This window comes from Sphingobium salicis subsp. salicis (assembly GCF_049472635.1).
Classification (GTDB): domain Bacteria; phylum Pseudomonadota; class Alphaproteobacteria; order Sphingomonadales; family Sphingomonadaceae; genus Sphingobium; species Sphingobium yanoikuyae_A.
This window is the reverse complement of the sequence record NZ_JAYRCS010000001.1, coordinates 3,024,254-3,039,532: the sequence shown is the minus strand read 5'-3', so window position 1 is coordinate 3,039,532 and position 15,279 is coordinate 3,024,254. Positions and strand designations below refer to the sequence as shown.

At 66.5% G+C, this 15,279-nt stretch carries 13 protein-coding genes; 10 read left to right on the top strand and 3 right to left on the bottom strand.

Going from position 1 to position 15,279, the window contains the following annotated elements; translation table 11 throughout:
• Positions 1–7: 7 nt before the first annotated feature.
• Complete coding sequence (locus VHN57_RS14810; protein ID WP_010338853.1) at positions 8–745, top strand: FliA/WhiG family RNA polymerase sigma factor; 738 nt, start codon at positions 8–10, stop codon at positions 743–745.
• Positions 746–761: 16 nt separating this feature from the next.
• Here the strand turns inward: VHN57_RS14810 and mdoH are convergent, their stop codons facing one another.
• From mdoH to VHN57_RS14795, 3 genes are all read right to left on the bottom strand, one after another.
• Complete coding sequence (mdoH, locus tag VHN57_RS14805; RefSeq protein ID WP_278983380.1) at positions 762–2,648, bottom strand: glucans biosynthesis glucosyltransferase MdoH; 1,887 nt, start codon at positions 2,646–2,648, stop codon at positions 762–764.
• Between the two features lie 60 nt (positions 2,649–2,708).
• Positions 2,709–4,196, bottom strand: a complete 1,488-nt coding sequence (locus VHN57_RS14800) for an OpgD/OpgG family glucan biosynthesis protein (RefSeq protein ID WP_278983383.1) — start codon at positions 4,194–4,196, stop codon at positions 2,709–2,711.
• Positions 4,197–4,409: 213 nt separating this feature from the next.
• Complete coding sequence (locus VHN57_RS14795) at positions 4,410–5,270, bottom strand: flagellin N-terminal helical domain-containing protein (RefSeq protein WP_017500443.1); 861 nt, start codon at positions 5,268–5,270, stop codon at positions 4,410–4,412.
• A 312-nt stretch (positions 5,271–5,582) separates the two neighbouring features.
• On the opposite strand from VHN57_RS14795, the gene VHN57_RS14790 reads away from it, so the two are divergent.
• Genes VHN57_RS14790 through VHN57_RS14750 form a run of 9 tightly spaced genes read left to right on the top strand, consistent with a single transcriptional unit; the run spans position 5,583 to position 15,236 of the window.
• A complete protein-coding gene (locus VHN57_RS14790) occupies positions 5,583–6,860 on the top strand; it encodes a sigma 54-interacting transcriptional regulator (protein ID WP_004208193.1) in 1,278 nt (425 codons plus the stop codon).
• A 13-nt stretch (positions 6,861–6,873) separates the two neighbouring features.
• A complete protein-coding gene (gene fliE / locus VHN57_RS14785; RefSeq protein ID WP_278983385.1) occupies positions 6,874–7,233 on the top strand; it encodes a flagellar hook-basal body complex protein FliE in 360 nt (119 codons plus the stop codon).
• 3 nt (positions 7,234–7,236) lie between these two features.
• A complete protein-coding gene (fliF, locus tag VHN57_RS14780; protein ID WP_017500446.1) occupies positions 7,237–8,985 on the top strand; it encodes a flagellar basal-body MS-ring/collar protein FliF in 1,749 nt (582 codons plus the stop codon).
• Positions 8,978–9,994 carry a flagellar motor switch protein FliG gene (gene fliG / locus VHN57_RS14775; RefSeq protein ID WP_017500447.1) on the top strand — a complete coding sequence of 339 codons (1,017 nt, stop codon included), beginning with the start codon at positions 8,978–8,980 and terminating at the stop codon, positions 9,992–9,994. Before fliF ends, fliG begins: the two co-directional genes overlap by 8 nt.
• The gene (locus VHN57_RS14770) at positions 9,987–10,628 is read left to right on the top strand and encodes a FliH/SctL family protein (protein WP_010338847.1); all 642 of its coding nucleotides are present in this window, start codon (positions 9,987–9,989) and stop codon (positions 10,626–10,628) included. Before fliG ends, VHN57_RS14770 begins: the two co-directional genes overlap by 8 nt.
• Positions 10,625–11,953, top strand: a complete 1,329-nt coding sequence (locus tag VHN57_RS14765; protein WP_278983388.1) for a FliI/YscN family ATPase — start codon at positions 10,625–10,627, stop codon at positions 11,951–11,953. The genes VHN57_RS14770 and VHN57_RS14765 overlap by 4 nt, the downstream gene beginning before the upstream one ends.
• The gene (locus VHN57_RS14760) at positions 11,950–12,375 is read left to right on the top strand and encodes a hypothetical protein (protein WP_010338845.1); all 426 of its coding nucleotides are present in this window, start codon (positions 11,950–11,952) and stop codon (positions 12,373–12,375) included. The genes VHN57_RS14765 and VHN57_RS14760 overlap by 4 nt, the downstream gene beginning before the upstream one ends.
• A 1-nt stretch (position 12,376) precedes the next feature.
• Complete coding sequence (locus tag VHN57_RS14755) at positions 12,377–14,530, top strand: flagellar hook-length control protein FliK (protein WP_423284304.1); 2,154 nt, start codon at positions 12,377–12,379, stop codon at positions 14,528–14,530.
• 34 nt (positions 14,531–14,564) lie between these two features.
• Positions 14,565–15,236, top strand: coding sequence for a flagellar basal body-associated FliL family protein (locus VHN57_RS14750; RefSeq protein ID WP_004208185.1), 672 nt, complete (start codon positions 14,565–14,567; stop codon positions 15,234–15,236).
• The last annotated feature ends 43 nt before the right edge of the window (positions 15,237–15,279 follow it).

The following is a 15,279-nucleotide window of genomic DNA, read 5'->3' as shown; positions in this document are numbered from 1 at the left end:
CTGACCAATGTATATGAATAAGGTCGCTGCAGGCTCGGATGTCCTTACCTATGGACGGGCAGGGCTTGCCAATTCCCCCGAACAGCTGGCGCGCCGCTACATGCCGCTGGTGCGCAAGATCGCCTGGCATGTCCATGGCCGCGTCTCCAGCGCGATCGAGGTGGAAGATCTGCTGCAGATCGGCATGGTCGCGCTGGTGGAATCTGCCAACAGTTTCGAGGATCGAGGCCTGGGCTTCGCCTCCTATGCGCAGTTGCGCGTGCGCGGCGCGATGATCGATCATCTGCGGCGCCATTCGACCCTGTGCCGCTCCGCCATGGCGACCCGCAAGAAGCTGGCCGCCACCCGCGCGAAGCTGGAACAGAAATTGGGCCGGGCGCCGCTGGAAGCCGAAATGGCTGCTGAACTGGGCATGGATGCCGCCGACTATCGCGAGGCGGCCGATGGCGCCGAGATGGTCCAGCACACCAGCATGGATGAGGTCTATTCCGACCAGTCCATGTGGTTCGCCGATGTCGAGGATCGTGCCGACGACATCATGGAGCGGGAATCGCTCAAAGGCGCGCTCGCCAAATGTATCGGCGAACTGCCCGAGCGCGAGGCACTGGTGCTGCAACTCTATTTCGTCGAGGAACTCAACCTGGAGGAAATCGGCCAGACGTTGGACATTGGTGCCGCGCGCGTCTGCCAGATCAAGAAGTCGGCGCTCGACAAGCTGCGCGGCAAGCTCAGCGACTGGAACTGACCGGCCCGCGCACCCGTCAACCGTCGTTGGCGGGGCGCGATACCGATGCCTTGCGACCCGGAACCGGCCAACGGAAACGCAGCGGCCGGTAATTCTGTGTCCGCCACCACGGTTCGGGCACCTGGAACAGACCGCTATTTTCCGCCCGCTGGCCCAGATCCTTGCGTGCGGTCAGCGCGGCCAGAACGGGGGCGGCGAACAGGCCGGCCAGCACCGGGCTCATCCAGCCGATCGCATTGGCGCGCACCGCCAGCACGGCCAGGCCGATGCCCAGCAAGATATGCCATTTGAACAGCCAGATTGCGCCCAGGATCGCCATGCCGTCGCGGTCGCGGGTCTGGCCGTTCCAGCTCGCCTTGCGGCCCATCAGGATGGAAAACAGGTTGATCGTCTGGGTCAGCATCGCGACCGGCGCCATCAGGATCGACAGGAGGATGTCGGCGATCACGCCGCGCGTCATCCGCACTGCGCCACCAAAGCCGATCCGCCGCGACGGGTCGGCCATGGCCCAGCCGATCGCCAATATCTTGGGGCCGAACAGCAGCACCGCCGTTACCGTCAGCAGCGTGCTGGACGGCAGCACGGCGGCCGGCGGCCATACGCCGGTGGCGACGCCGCCCAGAACCACCAGCATCATAGCCAGCCATAGCGGCGAGGTGCAATAGGCCGATGCGCCGACGAACAGCTGGAACCGGCTGACCGGGTGCAGCCCCTTGATCTTCGCCAGCAGTGGGACATGCTGGATATTGCCCTGGCACCAGCGACGATCGCGGGTGAACAGGTCGGGCATGGCCGGCGGAAATTCCTCGAAACTGTCGTCGGCGGTGACCATGTGGACGTCCCAGCCGCGCCGGCGCAGCAGCGCCGCTTCCAGCATGTCATGGCTCAATATATGGCCGCCAAAGGGCGCACGGCCCGGCAGTTCGGGCAGGCCGCAGCTTTCGGCGAAGGCGCGCACCCGCACGATCGCATTATGGCCCCAGAACATGCCTTCGGACCCGGCCCACCAGATCATGCCGGCGGCCGAGATCGGCCCGAACAGGCGGCTGGCAAATTGCTGCCAGCGGGCGAACAGCGTGGCCGCGCCCATCACCGTCGGCACGGTTTGAATGAGGCCCAGATGCGGGTGGCGTTCCATGTCGACCGACAGGCGCGCCATGGTCTGGCCGCTCATCACGCTGTCGGCATCCAACACGATCATATGGTCATATGCGCCACCGAAACGGGTCACCCACTCCTCGATATTGCCCGGCTTGCGGCCGATATTGCGGGCGCGGCGGCGATAATGGACCGGGCGCGAGAAGGCCTTGCGCATTTCCAGATAGGCCTTGCGCTCGGTCTCGCCATTTTCCGGGTTGGAATCCGACAGGATGAAGAATTCGAAGCGCTCGCCACCCATCACCTGCGACAGTGATCGTTCCATGATCGACAGGCGGCCGAGCACACCCAGGAAATCCTCGTTGCAGACCGGCAGCAGGATGGCGGTGCGCGCCTTGAGCGGTGTGCGGTCGCGCGGGATGTAGGGGCGCACACCCTTGCCCTTGCCGACCGTCAGCAGCAGGAAGCCGATCGCGGCGGTGGCAAAGCCAAAGGCGATCCAGGCGAAGAGCGGGATGAACAGGGCGAGATAGACGCCCTCCCAGAAGGAAATACCGTCCAGGCCGATCGACCGGCGCATCTCGTGCGCGGCAAGCGCGGCGGGCAGCAGCGCCAGCAGCACGACCAGCAGCCGGCGGGCCCACAGGTCAATGTTCAGCGGCCGATGGATCCGACCCGGCGCGGTCGCGAAATCCTGCACCGGCATGGCAAGCGGCGCCTCTGCCGGCACGCTTTCGAACGCCCGGACAAGCGCTTGCGACCCCGTGGCCCCATCGGCCACGTTCGTGCCTCCTGTCGATGTCATGTCAGACCCATTCCTGGTTAACCCGAGCGCTAGAACCTTTCGCTACCCGCGTGGTTCCCTTCATGCGCCTATCGGATAATGCACATATTCACTGAACGCGCGATTGCCAGAGCGAAGTTGGACCCGGATATCCGCCGCCCTGTCGCCCGATTTGCGGATGTCGATCGCCACGCGATACAATCCTGCCTGGCCCAGCACCGGATATCCGCCCTTCTTGACGATGGTGCCATTGCCGATGTCGGTCCACAGTTCGGGCTTCGCATCGGCGGGCAGGCCGGCAAAGTCGATCACCAGTCGCTCGACCCCGGCTTCGTCACCACGACCGCGCCAGACCGCCTGCACGATCGCCAGATTGCTGCCGGCGGGTGCCCGGTCCGCGGTCCAGTCCAGGCGATAGGCGGCATCGATCCGGCTGCCGGGACGCGCGGCCTTGGCCGGCGTCCAATAGGCGCAGACATTGTCGGTATATTCGCTGTCGGTCGGGAAGGTGTAGAGCCGCACCTGTCCTGCGCCCAGCGGCGCAGACGGGGTCGCCCATAGCGAGGGGCGACGGTCATAATAGACGCCGTCATCCTGATAATGGTCGAAATTGCGGTCGCGCTGCAACAGGCCAAAGCCCTTGGGGCTAGTCTCGGCAAAGCCATCGACGCGCGGGACGGACGGGTTCACCAGCGGCCGGGCCTGCGCGCTGCCATCGGCACTGGCGATGGAGAGCAGGTCGGAATCATGGATTTCCGGGCGCCAGTCGGTGCCCTTGGTCCGATGCGCCTCGTCGTACCAGAACATGCTGGTCATCGCCATCAGCCCCAGTTCGGGGATCGGCCGGCGCGGGAAGAGGGCAGCGGTCACGTCCTGTGTCACCCCCTTGGCGCCAAGCCGGTTGACGAAGCGGAAGGCGCCGGTGATCGATGCCCCGTCGAGCAGGGCATAGACGGTGACGCTGTTGTCGCCGGTCCGCTCCAGCCAGAAATGGGTGAAGCGGGGAAATTCCTCCTTGCCCGGAATGCTGGTGTTGATCGCGATCGCGCGGGCGGACAGGCCGAACTGCTTGGTCGGGCCGGGTGCCCGGAAATAGCTGGCACCCAGGAAGGACAGCCAGTCGCCGTCGCGCTTGGCATTCATGATGCGGAAGCCGGCATAGCCCGCGTCCGGGCCAAGGTCCGCGACGGAATTGCCGTCCGGCGTCTCGAACATGGTCGGATCATAACGCAGCGGCGTCGCCACGCCCTTGTCCACCAGCGCGATCTGCACCGGCTGCTGGGCCGTGCCGCTCAGCGGGAACAGGCGGACGCCGGTGTCGCCGGGCAGGTCGCCCCAGATCGTCTTCTCGTCGCGGAACCGGGCCTGGTGCATCTGGTCATAACCGACCTTGGCGGCGACCGGATTGGGCGGGGTTTCGGCAAAGGGGGTACGCGCCAGCTTCTGCGCCATGGCGATGATGCCGTCCCACGAGAAACGGTCGTTTCGGGCTTGGGAGAGGGCAGGGCGGGGGAGCAGCAGCGCTGCGCCCGAAGCAGCGATCAAGGCGCGCCGGTCGATCATGGTCATGCGTCCATCATGGGTGCTGATCGCGGCAATGCAAGATGTGCCTGTAATCAAACGCGATGAAGCCCCCGTCCGGGGGGACGGAGGCTTCGAATTTGGCCGTTTGATCGAAGGTGTTACCCCCGGCACGGTGGGGACTGTTGATGTGCCGGGGGTGACATGGCGGGTTGCCGGTGACCAATACCTCAACCCGTCATTTTCGGTGTCCGATCCGGATTACTGGATCAGCTTCATGACGTTCTGCTGGCTCTGGTTGGCCTGGGCCAGCATCGCGGTCGATGCCTGGCTCAGGATCTGGGCCTTGGCGAGCGCGGTGGTTTCGGTCGAGAAATCGGCGTCTTCGATGCGGCTCTTGGCGTCGGTCAGGTTGGTGACGTTCGCGGTCAGCGTGTTGACGGTCGATTCCAGGCGGTTCTGCACCGCACCGAGATTGGCGCGCGAGGTGTCGATCGCCTTCAGGGCGTCGTCATAGAGATCCAAGGCGGCGCCGACATCGAAGGTGCCGGCCGTGACATCGAGGGCAGCGGTGGTCGCACCGCCGGTCACCACTGCGGCGACATCGGTGTCGTCTTCGACATTGCCCAGGTCGATTTCGATCGCGTCGCTGGAGTTGGCACCAGCCTGGATGTTGATCTTGCCGTCAGTGTTGGGGCCGGCCGAACCGTCGAACAGCTTGATGCCGTTGAAGCTGGTGTCCGACAGAACCTTGCCGATCTGGGTGGCGAGCTGGTCGATTTCCGACTTGATGTTGCCCTTGGCGGTATCATCGTTGGTGTCGTTGCCGGCCTGGACGGTCAGTTCACGCATGCGCTGCAGCATGTTGGTGACTTCGCCCAGTGCGCCTTCTGCGGTCTGCGCCAGGCTGATGCCGTCATTGGCGTTGCGGATGCCCTGGGTCATGCCCTTGATCTGCGAGGTCATCGACGAAGCGATGGCCAGGCCAGCGGCGTCGTCCTTGGCCGAGTTGATGCGCTTGCCGGTCGACAGGCGCTCCATGGCGGTGGACAGAGCCTTGCTGGAGGCGGCCGAAGCATTGGTGGCCCGCAGCGCCGACGAGTTGGTTCCGATAACAGTCATGATATTCCCTTTCCGTTCATCAGGTCGCTGTCGTCTGACGCTTGCGGCCTCGAAAGGGGATAACGGCGGGCCGCGAAAAGCTTTTAGGGGGCGATGCGATTTTTCTGGAAAAAGACGGAAAAACAGCCCTCTACGCGTGCGCGTATATATAGAGTGCGATTTTTCTGCCGGCGGAGCGGAAAAAAATTGCCGGTCACCGGCAAGTTAATGGCCGCGTTAACCATCTAATAACCACGCTGGCGTAAATTTAAGTCATCGAAGGGGGTAGGGGCGTGCGGGGGCACAAACCTGCCAAGACACTGGGGACAGTTCATGTCATCGCTTGACGTGAGCCGTGGGGTCTGCGCGCTCGTTCCGGGCTTGCAGCACTGGCTCGAAAATGCCTTGTACACGGTGCGGATCGTGGATGCGCAGAGCCCGCGTGAGCGGGATAGCCGCCGCGTCCTTCTCGCGACCGAGATCGGCCATGCCACCCATCGCGATATCCTCATCAACCTGGTCGACGGCAAGCCGTCGCTGGTGCCGGCGGCCAATGGCCTGCCCGCCCGCGTCGCCTTTGGCCTCGAAGACATGGGTTTTGCCTTCGCGCTGATCGCCGAGCTGGCCCGCCCGGCTTCGGTCCCGGCCGTTGGCGATGCCGCCAGCGCCCGCCTGATGACACTGGCCGGCCGCGTGGCGCGCAGCGATGCCACCGTCCTGATCCAGGGCGACACCGGCACTGGCAAGGAAGGCATGGCGCGCTTCCTTCATACCCAGTCCGGCCGGGTCACCCATGACTTCATCGCCGTCAACTGCGCCGCGCTGCCCGAAACCATGATGGAAGCCATGCTGTTCGGTCACAAGAAGGGCAGCTTCACCGGCGCATCCAATGCCTCGGACGGCCTGTTCCTGGCCGCTGACGGCGGCACTCTGTTCCTCGACGAAATCGCCGAGCTGCCCCTCGCGCTCCAGGCCAAGCTGCTGCGTGCCCTCCAGGAAGGCGAAGTGCTACCGGTTGGCGCCACTCATCCGGTGCCGGTCAATGTCCGCATCGTCGCCGCCTGCAACCGCAACCTGGCCGACGAAGTCGCCGCCGGCCGCTTCCGCGAAGACCTTTACTGGCGCCTCAATGTCATGGCGCTGGAACTGCGCCCGCTGGCCGAACGTCCCGGCGACATCGCCGCGATCGCCGCCGCCATGCTGCTGCGCCACCAGGATGCCGGCAAGGACGGCTTTGTCTGGCCGACTGCCGCCGCGCTCGACAAGCTGGCCGCTCATCGCTGGCAGGGCAATGCCCGCGAGCTGGGCAATGTGTTGCAGCGCGCGCTGGTGCTGCGCGACGGTGAACGTATCGAGGCCGACGACCTGCATGTCGCTGGCGCGCCGCAGCCGCTGCGTATCGTTTCGGCCGCGCCGGTTGCCGCAGTCGCTGCCGCGCCGGCCGAACCGATCCGCCTGCGCGACGTTGCCCATCATTCCAAGCTGGAAGCGATCCGCACCGCCCTGCGCGAGACCGACGGCCATCGCGCCGCCGCCGCCCGCAAGCTGGGCATTTCCGAACGCACGCTGCGCTATCGGCTCGCCGAGATGCGCGAGCTGGCTGCGGCTTAAGGAGGGTTAGGGCATGACCGGTATCTCTCCCACCGACAGCGTGATGGCGATGCGCAATGCCATCCTGCAGAAGAACGCCGCGCTGCGCGACGTCGCCTCGACCGGCAATGTCGGTTCGACCGGTGGCGCCGGCGCCACCCAGGGCCCTGCGCCGGGCGGCTTCACCGACGCGCTCAACAATGCGCTCCAGCAGGTCAACGGCCTGCAGACCCAGGCCGGCGATGCCGCCTCGGCGTTCGAACGGGGCGAAACCACCGATATCGCTGCGGTCATGCTGGCCAAGCAGCAGGCATCGGTCAGCTTCGAGGCGACCCTCCAGGTCCGCAACAAACTCCTGTCCGCCTACAAGGACATCATGAGCATGCCGGTCTAACCCATGAGCGAGAACGCACTCACCATCGATGGCGGCTCGGCCGCTGCCCCGGCCCTCCCGGCCGTCACCGGTGCCAGCTTCGGCAATGCCAAGGGCGTCGACGCGCTCAAGGCGCGCTTCGCCGGCTTCATCAAGCAGCCGGCCGTGGCCAAGAGCCTGCCGCTGCTCGGCCTGCTCGGCACCGTCGCGGTGGCCGGCGCGGCCTGGCTGGCGCTGCGCGAACCGCCGCAGCGTGACCTGTTCCGCGGCCTGCCCGATGGCGACAAGTCTGCGGTTGCCCAGGTGCTGGACCAGAATGGCATCAAATATGACTTCGACAATGCCGGCGGCATGACCGTTGGCGAGGGCGACTATTTCAAGGCGAAGATGATGCTCGCCGCCCAGGGCCTGCCCAAGAGCGCGCCCGACGGCAACAGCATGATCGACAGCCTGCCGATGGGCGCCAGCCGCGCGGTCGAGAATGAGAAGCTGCGCGGCGCCCGCGAAACCGATCTCGCCCGCACGATCGAGGCGATCGACAGCGTCGAAAGCGCCAAGGTTCATCTCGCGGTCGAAGCGCCCAGCGTCTTTCTGCGCGAACGCACCAAGCCCTCCGCCTCGGTGATGCTGCGCCTGTCGCAGGGCCGCACGCTCACCGACGCGCAGGTCAGCGCCATCGTCCATCTCGTCGCCTCGTCGATCCCGGAACTGAACCCGGAGGATATTTCGGTCGTCGACCAGAATGGCCGCCTGCTCAGCAACAATGACGGCAATGCCGCCGACGATCGCCAGCTCGCCATCCAGACCCGGATCGAGGATCGCTATCGCCAGTCGGTCGTCGCGCTGCTGACCCCGATCCTGGGCGACGGCAAATTCTCGGCCGAGGTCCATGCCGAACTGAATTTCGCCGAACGCCAGGCGACCCGCGAAAGCTTCCCCCAGGACGAGGCGCGCCTGCGCGCCGAGCAGGGCAGCTGGTCGTCGGACGAGCGGGGCCAGAAGGCTGGCGAGGCATCGGGCATTCCCGGCGCGCTCAGCAACCAGGCACCGGTCAACCCGACCGTGACCCAGACCAACCCGAACGGCCAGGCCGTGACGCAGGGCCAGACCGCCGAACAGCAGCAGCCGGCCACGCCGGGCCTGCCGCCGATGAAGACCGAGGAAACCTTCAACCGCAGCTTCGAGCTGGGCCGTGAAGTGTCGGTTACCAAGGATGCGGTCGGCACCGTCAAGCGCCTGTCGGTCGCCGTCGCGCTCGACACCGGCGCTGATGGCAAGCCGCGCTCTGCTCAGGAAATCGCCGCGCTGGAAGCGCTGGTGAAGGGCGCCGTCGGCTTCGACCAGGCCCGTGGCGACGTCGTCGCCCTGTCGGCCCGCAGCTTCGCCAAGGCCGAAGAGGTCAAGGCGCCCTGGTATGAGGCCGACTGGATGTCGCCGCTGATCCGCAATGTCTCGGCCCTGCTGGTCGCGCTGCTGGTGATCTTCGGCATCGGCCGCCCGCTGCTCAAGCGCCGTGCCGCCGCTCAGGAAGCGAAGGCGGTCGAGACCGCCGAAGTCGGGCAGCGCCTGGGTCGCGAAATCTCGGGCGAACTGACCAAGCAGGCGACCGAAAATCCCGATCCCAGCCGTCCGGTGACGCTCGACATGATCTCGTCCACCTATGACTATGCCCAGCGCGCCGACCTGATCCGCAACTTCGTGAAGCAGGATCCCGATCGCGCCGCCCTGGTGGTCCGCGACCTTCTGAAGGAAGGGAAGAAGGAAAATGCCTGAGATCGTCCCCGGCCGTCCCGAGGCGCTCAAGGGCAGCGCCGCCGCCGCCGTCCTGTTGATGCTGTTCGATGAGGATGAAGCGGCGCAGATCCTGTCGCGCCTCGAGCCCGAAGAAGTCCGCCAGCTCGGCTATGCGATGTATGACGTGCAGGATGTCGATCCGGAGGAAGTGAACGAGGCGCTCGATCATTTCGTCACCAAGGCCAAGAAGCGCACCACCATCGGCTATGGCGCGACCCGCCATATTCGTGGCGCGATGACCAAGGCGCTGGGCGAGGAACGGGCCGAAACCATCCTGGCCCGCATCACCCCGCCGACCCGCTCCACCCAGTTGGAAATGCTGAAGTGGATGGACGCCAAGGAAATCGCCATCCTGATCGAGATGGAGCATCCGCAGATCATGGCGATTGTGCTGGCGCATCTGGAAGCGCCGGTTGCCGCCGACGTGCTGCAATTGCTGCCGACCGAATATCAGGAAGAGATCGTCTACCGCATCGCCACGCTCGGCCCGGTGTCGAACGAGGCGCTGGACGATCTGGAGCAGCTGCTGCTGCGCGGTCCGGTGAACAAGCAGGGTGCGGCGTCGCAGCGCGGCGGCACGGTCGAAGCGGCCGCGATCATGAACAATGTTCGCAAGGACAATGAGCAGCGGATCATGAAGGCCGTTGCCAAGCGCGACAAGATGATCGCCCAGACCATCGAAGAGGAAATGTTCGTCTTCGATAACCTGATCGACATGGATGACAAGAATCTGGGCACGCTGATGCGCACAGTCGACAGCCAGGTGCTGGTCGTGGCGCTCAAAGGTGCGAACGACATGCTCAAGGCGAAGATCTTCAGCTGTATGTCGGCCCGCGCCGCACAGGCGATCGCCGACGAGATCGAGGAACGCGGCCCGATCCGCCTGGCCGAAGTCATCGACGCGCAGAAGCTGATCATCGCCACCGCCCGCCGCATGGCGGATGCCGGCACCATCATGCTGGGTGGCAAGGGGAACGACTTTGTCTAAGATCTGGGCCGCCGAAGCCAGCCATGACGTATCGAGCGTGCCGATGATCGGCGTTGGCCAGGTGGCCAGCAACGGCTTCCGCAGCCTTTATTCGGCGCTGCCCGGCGACGTCATCGCGGCGCCCGCCCGCGCGCCGATCCATGCCGAACCGGAAACCGATCCGATCGACGAAGCCCATATGGCGGGCTTCTCGCAGGGGTTCGAGGAAGGCTATCGCGCCGCCGGTGAGGATCAGGCGAACGAGATCGAGGCGCGCAACCGCCTGACCGCCGCGCTTGAAATGCTGGCGCCGGCACCCAGCGGCAGCCTGTCGACCATGTTGTCGGCCACGGTCGTCCGCCTGGTCGAACAGATTGTCGGCGAAGTGCAGATCGATCTCGACCGGCTGACCCAGCGCTGCGAAGCGGTCGCCGCCTTCATCGATGACAGCAGCGACAAGAGCGCGCTGCATCTGCATCCCGATGACGTCGCGCTGCTCGAAGGCGAGCAGATCGGCGTGCCGCTGGTGTCGGACAAGAGCATGCAGCGCGGCTGCGTGCGCCTCGAAACCGCCGATGGCTGGGTCGAGGATGGCCCGGACGTTCGTCTGGCGCGCCTGCGCGCCCTGATGGACGACATGGAGGGTAAGGCATGATCCGCGCCGAGCTGGCGCAGGCCGAAACCCTGTTCGAGCATCTTCAGGTCCAGAATCGCCAGCCGCGCCATGTCGGCCGTCTGGTCAGCCATGATGCCGGCATGCTGGAAGTCACCGGCTTCCGCCGTCCGATCGGCTCGGGCGCCCGCGTCCTGGCCAGCGACGGGTCGGTCTGCCGCGCCGAAGTCGTCGGCTTTCGTGGCGAGCGCACTTTGCTGGTGCCGCTCGACGCTGACGCGCCGCTGGAAAACGGCATTCGTGTCGAACCCGACAGCCAGGCCAATATGGTGCAGGTGGGTGAGGGGCTGATTGGCCGCGTCATCGACGCCATGGGCCAGCCGCTCGACCGCAAGGGGCCGATCATCGCCGGCGGCGTCTGGCCGCTCAACGGGGTGAAGGGCAATGTCCTCGATCGCGGCCGCGTGACCGAGCCGTTCGACCTCGGCGTGCGCGCGGTCAACGCGCTGCTGACCGCCGGGCGCGGTCAGCGCATCGCCATCATCGCCGGCTCGGGTGTCGGCAAATCCGTCCTGATGGGCCAGATGATCGCCGGTGCGGAAGCCGATATCGTCGTCACCGGCCTGATCGGCGAGCGTGGCCGCGAGGTCAGCGACTTTCTTGAAACCAAGCTCAAGCATGCGATGCACAAGAGCATCGTGGTTGCCGTGCCGGCCGACCATCCGCCGGTGCTGCGTCTGCGCGCCGCCGCGCGCGCCACCGCCATCGCCGAATATTTCCGCGCTCGCGGCAAGAAGGTGCTGTTGCTGATCGACAGCCTGACCCGCTGCGCCCATGCCCAGCGCGAGATCGGCCTGGCGCTCGGCGAACCGCCGGCGATGAAGGGTTATCCGCCCTCGGCGCTGGCGCTGATCCCGCGTCTGGTCGAACGGGCCGGCGTCGACGCCCGCTCCGGCGGCTCGATCACTGCGCTCTACACCGTTCTCGCCGATGGCGACGACACCGACGATCCAATCGTCGATGCCGCCCGCGCCATTGTCGATGGGCATTTCGTGCTGTCGCGCAGCCTGTCGGAACAGGCGATCTTCCCGGCGATCGACATCGGCAAGTCGCTGTCGCGCGTGATGGCCGACGTCGTGCCCGACGAGCATCGCCAGGCCGCCGCCGCCTATCGTCGCCTCTGGGCCGCCTATGAGGAAAATCGCGATCTCATCCTGATGGGCGCCTATCGCCCCGGCAATGATCCGGTGATCGACGAGGCGGTGCAGCGTCGCCAGGAAATCCTGAACTTCATCCGCCAGGACCAGAAGAGCCGGATCGACCTTGATACCAGCGCCAACGCGCTGATCGCGGAGTTCGGCGCGTGAAGGGACTGGTGTCCCGCCGTCACCGCGTGCTGCGCGTGCGCCATGTCCAGCATGCCATGGCCATGGCCGAGACCGCGCGCGCCCGTGACGAGGCGGAGGGGATCGCCACCAACCTCGAACGTCTGCGCCGGGTGCGGGGCGAGCTGTTCGGCGTTCAGGGCGGCGCTACTGGTGCCTCCTTTGCATCGATGCAGGAACTGGCCAGCCGTCTGGAGCAGGCCGGTCGCCAGCTCGACGGTGCGCTCTACGACGCCCGCCGCAAGGTGGAGGCGAAGGAAGGGCTCAGCATCGCGGCCAACCGCGAGAAGGAAATTGCCGCGCGCCTGAAGGATCGGGCCCGCGTCGCGCTGGAAGAATGGCGCGAGAACAAGCTTGCCGCGTTGCCGCGCTATCGCCGCATGCAGCGCACGGGGGACAATTGACATGACCATGCTCGCCAGCCTCAAATCGCTGCTCTTCTCCTCGACGCCGCTGGCCGGTGCGACGGCGGCCGGTGCGTCGGCCGTGGCCGTGGCCGAGGGCGCGGCCGACTTCGCGGCACTGCTGAGCGATGTCGATGGCGCGCCGCAGCCGGCTGTGCCTGCCACGACCATGGGCGCGCCAGCCCTGCCGGCGGAAGCGACGATCGAGGGCCATGCGCCGGTCGTGACGCCCGAAGCAATCGAGGCACCGACTCTGCCGGACACCGCCGAATTCCTGACCCAGCGGGCCATGCCGGTCCAGCCGGTCGCAGAACCGGCGCTGCCGGTCGTTGCGGCCGCATTGCCGGTCGCCGAGCCGGTCCCGCCCGTCGCTGCGCCGGTCCAGGATCAGGCGACCGTCGCGCCCGTATCGGCCGAGCCTACGCCGATCGTCCTGCCCGAAGGCGAGGCTGTCGCCGAAGCCCTCCCGCTGCCTCTGCCGGCCCCGGCGCTGGCGGTCGCGCCTGCGCCTGCCGATATCCGCACTCCGGCGCCGGTTCCGACCGCCGATGTGGCCCTGCCGCTGCCGGTGGAAGCCGAAGGGGCGATCGCGCTCGCCCTTGCTGATGCTCCGATCAAGGCCACGCCGACGCACGCGCCGCAGCCTCTGCCAGCTGCGATGGCCGCGCCCGAGGCCGACGACATCGCCGATGGTGACAGCGAAGCTGACATAGTGACGGCCGATACGCCCGTCGACAGCGACGCGCCGATTGTCGCCGATCCGATTGCCCATTCCTTGCCTGCTGCACTCCCCCCCTTGCCGCAGGCGCCGATCGATGCCCCCGCATCTTCGGCTCCATCCGCGCCGACCCGGGAGATGCCTTTGAGCGTGTCTCCTTCGCTGTCACCTTCATTGTCCCAAACCCAGGCCCCTTCGAAACCGGCCGTGGGACAGGAAGCGGTGATGGCCCCGGTGGTCGGCGCGGATGGGCAGGATGAGCAGATGGTTGCAGCGCCCGTGATGGCGCCTGCAGTGACGCCCGAACTGGTCGCTGCTATGATCCCGGCACAGCCTGCGCCGGTCGCCAACGCGGCCCCGAATGTCGTGCAGGCCCCGGTCCAGGCCGCCCCGCAGCCCGTGATTGCACCGCGCCCGGTCGAGCAGGTCATGCCCGCCGTCGCTGCGGCGCCGGAGGTCAACCCTGACATGCCGGCCGAAATGCTCGTGGCGGCCGCCAGGCCGACCGAGAAGACCGTGCCTGCGGCTGTAACCAGCAGCCCGGAAGAGTCCGATGTCGAGATCGCATCCGCTGGCACCGACGTCCCGGCCGCGCCCGTGGTCGCCAAGCCGGCCAAGGCGGAAGCCCTGTCGCTGCTGCAACTGGTGCGCGACCATATGAACCGCCGGGCGACGCCGGTGCGCGACAGCGCCGATGCGGCAGCGCCGGTCAGCGATCCCGCGCCGGACAAGGCGGCCACGGCCGTCGACCCGCTGGTCGCTGCCACCCCGGCCGCGGCCCATCGTGGCGCGGACATGTCCGTGCCTCAGGCTGCTGCGCCCCTGGCGCCTTCGGTCACCCCGGCGGCGATGCCGACGGTCGACCTGTCGGCCAGCCTTGGCCAGCAGGTGGTCGATATGGGCGTGTCGGGACAGTGGATTGATGGGCTGGCCCGCGACATTGCCGGCCTGTCGGCCAATGGCGCGCAGGGCCGGTTCCAGATCAATGCCGACCAGCTCGGCCCGATCCAGGTCGATATCCGCCAGGATGGCGATGGCGCGGCGGTCAGCCTGACCGTTGCCAGCGAGGCGGCGGAAATGGCGCTGCGCCAGGATAGCGACCGGCTGAAGCTGGACGCGGGCCTTGCCGCCGTGCGCATCCATGAAGTGAAGATCGAACGCGCGCCGCATGTTGCCGAAGCGGCCAAGGCCGATGCCAATGGCCAGGCCGGCAGCCAGTCGAACGGCCAGCAGGGCAATGCATCCCAGCAGCAGGGCGCCTGGCAAGGTGCCGGCCAGATGGCGGGCCAGTCGATGGGCCAATCCTCGTCGCAGGGCCGCTGGCAGGGCCGTGAAAATAATGGCCTTGGCCATAAAGCCGGGAGCGATCCGGCCGTTCTTAACCATGGTGACACCGGCGGTAGCGCCGGTGACGTCCGCCGCGCGCGCTACGCCTGACGGCCGGGACGGGATATTCCAGGGGACGTGAACGATGAGCGATGAACCCAAGGCGAAGAAGAAGAAGGGTGGGGGGATGAAGCTCATCCTGCTGGTCGCCGTCGCCATGGTGGTGGGCGGTGCCGGCGCTGCGGGCGGGCTGTACGCCGCCGGCTTCTTCAGCCCCAAGGCCGAAGGCCCCAAGGAAGATCCCAACAAGCCCGTGCTCGTCCTGGCGGGCGAGGATGCGCAGGCTGTCGCCACCGCCCATGGCTGGGCCGGTGAAGGCGGTGGTGGTGGTGGCGAAGGCGGCGGCCATGCGAGTGCCGGTGGCGAGGGGCATGCCCCGTCGGCCGCCCATGCGCCGGGCAAGGGCATCGACCTGCCGGCACCAAGCAATCCGACCGCCTATCAGGCCACTTATTTCCAGCTCCAGGCGCCCTTCACGTCGAACATGACGGACACCGACGCCTTCGCCCAGATCACCGTCGCGGTGTCGACCTATTATGACTATCGCGTGATCGCCGCGATCAAGATGCACGAGATGGCGATTCGCAGCCAGGTGCTGATGATGCTCGCCGAACAGCCCGAGGAGCAGCTGGTCACGCCCGACGGCAAGCGCATGCTGCAAGGAAAAATCCGGGGCATCATCAACGATGTACTCAAGCAGAAGACCGGCTATGGCGGTGTCGATAACGTTTATTTTACCAATTTCGTTATTCAATAGCGCTGCCTGAACGCTGGGAAGTCCCCTGGCCGAGGGCAGGGGA

Bases quoted from the DNA above. Each gene is read 5' to 3' on its own strand.
- VHN57_RS14810 (WP_010338853.1), top strand. From the start codon at position 8: ATGTATATGAATAAGGTCGCTGCAGGCTCGGATGTCCTTACCTATGGA.
- mdoH (WP_278983380.1), bottom strand. From the start codon at position 2,648: ATGACATCGACAGGAGGCACGAACGTGGCCGATGGGGCCACGGGGTCG.
- VHN57_RS14800 (WP_278983383.1), bottom strand. From the start codon at position 4,196: ATGACCATGATCGACCGGCGCGCCTTGATCGCTGCTTCGGGCGCAGCG.
- VHN57_RS14795 (WP_017500443.1), bottom strand. From the start codon at position 5,270: ATGACTGTTATCGGAACCAACTCGTCGGCGCTGCGGGCCACCAATGCT.
- VHN57_RS14790 (WP_004208193.1), top strand. From the start codon at position 5,583: ATGTCATCGCTTGACGTGAGCCGTGGGGTCTGCGCGCTCGTTCCGGGC.
- fliE (WP_278983385.1), top strand. From the start codon at position 6,874: ATGACCGGTATCTCTCCCACCGACAGCGTGATGGCGATGCGCAATGCC.
- fliF (WP_017500446.1), top strand. From the start codon at position 7,237: ATGAGCGAGAACGCACTCACCATCGATGGCGGCTCGGCCGCTGCCCCG.
- fliG (WP_017500447.1), top strand. From the start codon at position 8,978: ATGCCTGAGATCGTCCCCGGCCGTCCCGAGGCGCTCAAGGGCAGCGCC.
- VHN57_RS14765 (WP_278983388.1), top strand. From the start codon at position 10,625: ATGATCCGCGCCGAGCTGGCGCAGGCCGAAACCCTGTTCGAGCATCTT.
- VHN57_RS14755 (WP_423284304.1), top strand. From the start codon at position 12,377: ATGACCATGCTCGCCAGCCTCAAATCGCTGCTCTTCTCCTCGACGCCG.
- VHN57_RS14750 (WP_004208185.1), top strand. From the start codon at position 14,565: ATGAGCGATGAACCCAAGGCGAAGAAGAAGAAGGGTGGGGGGATGAAG.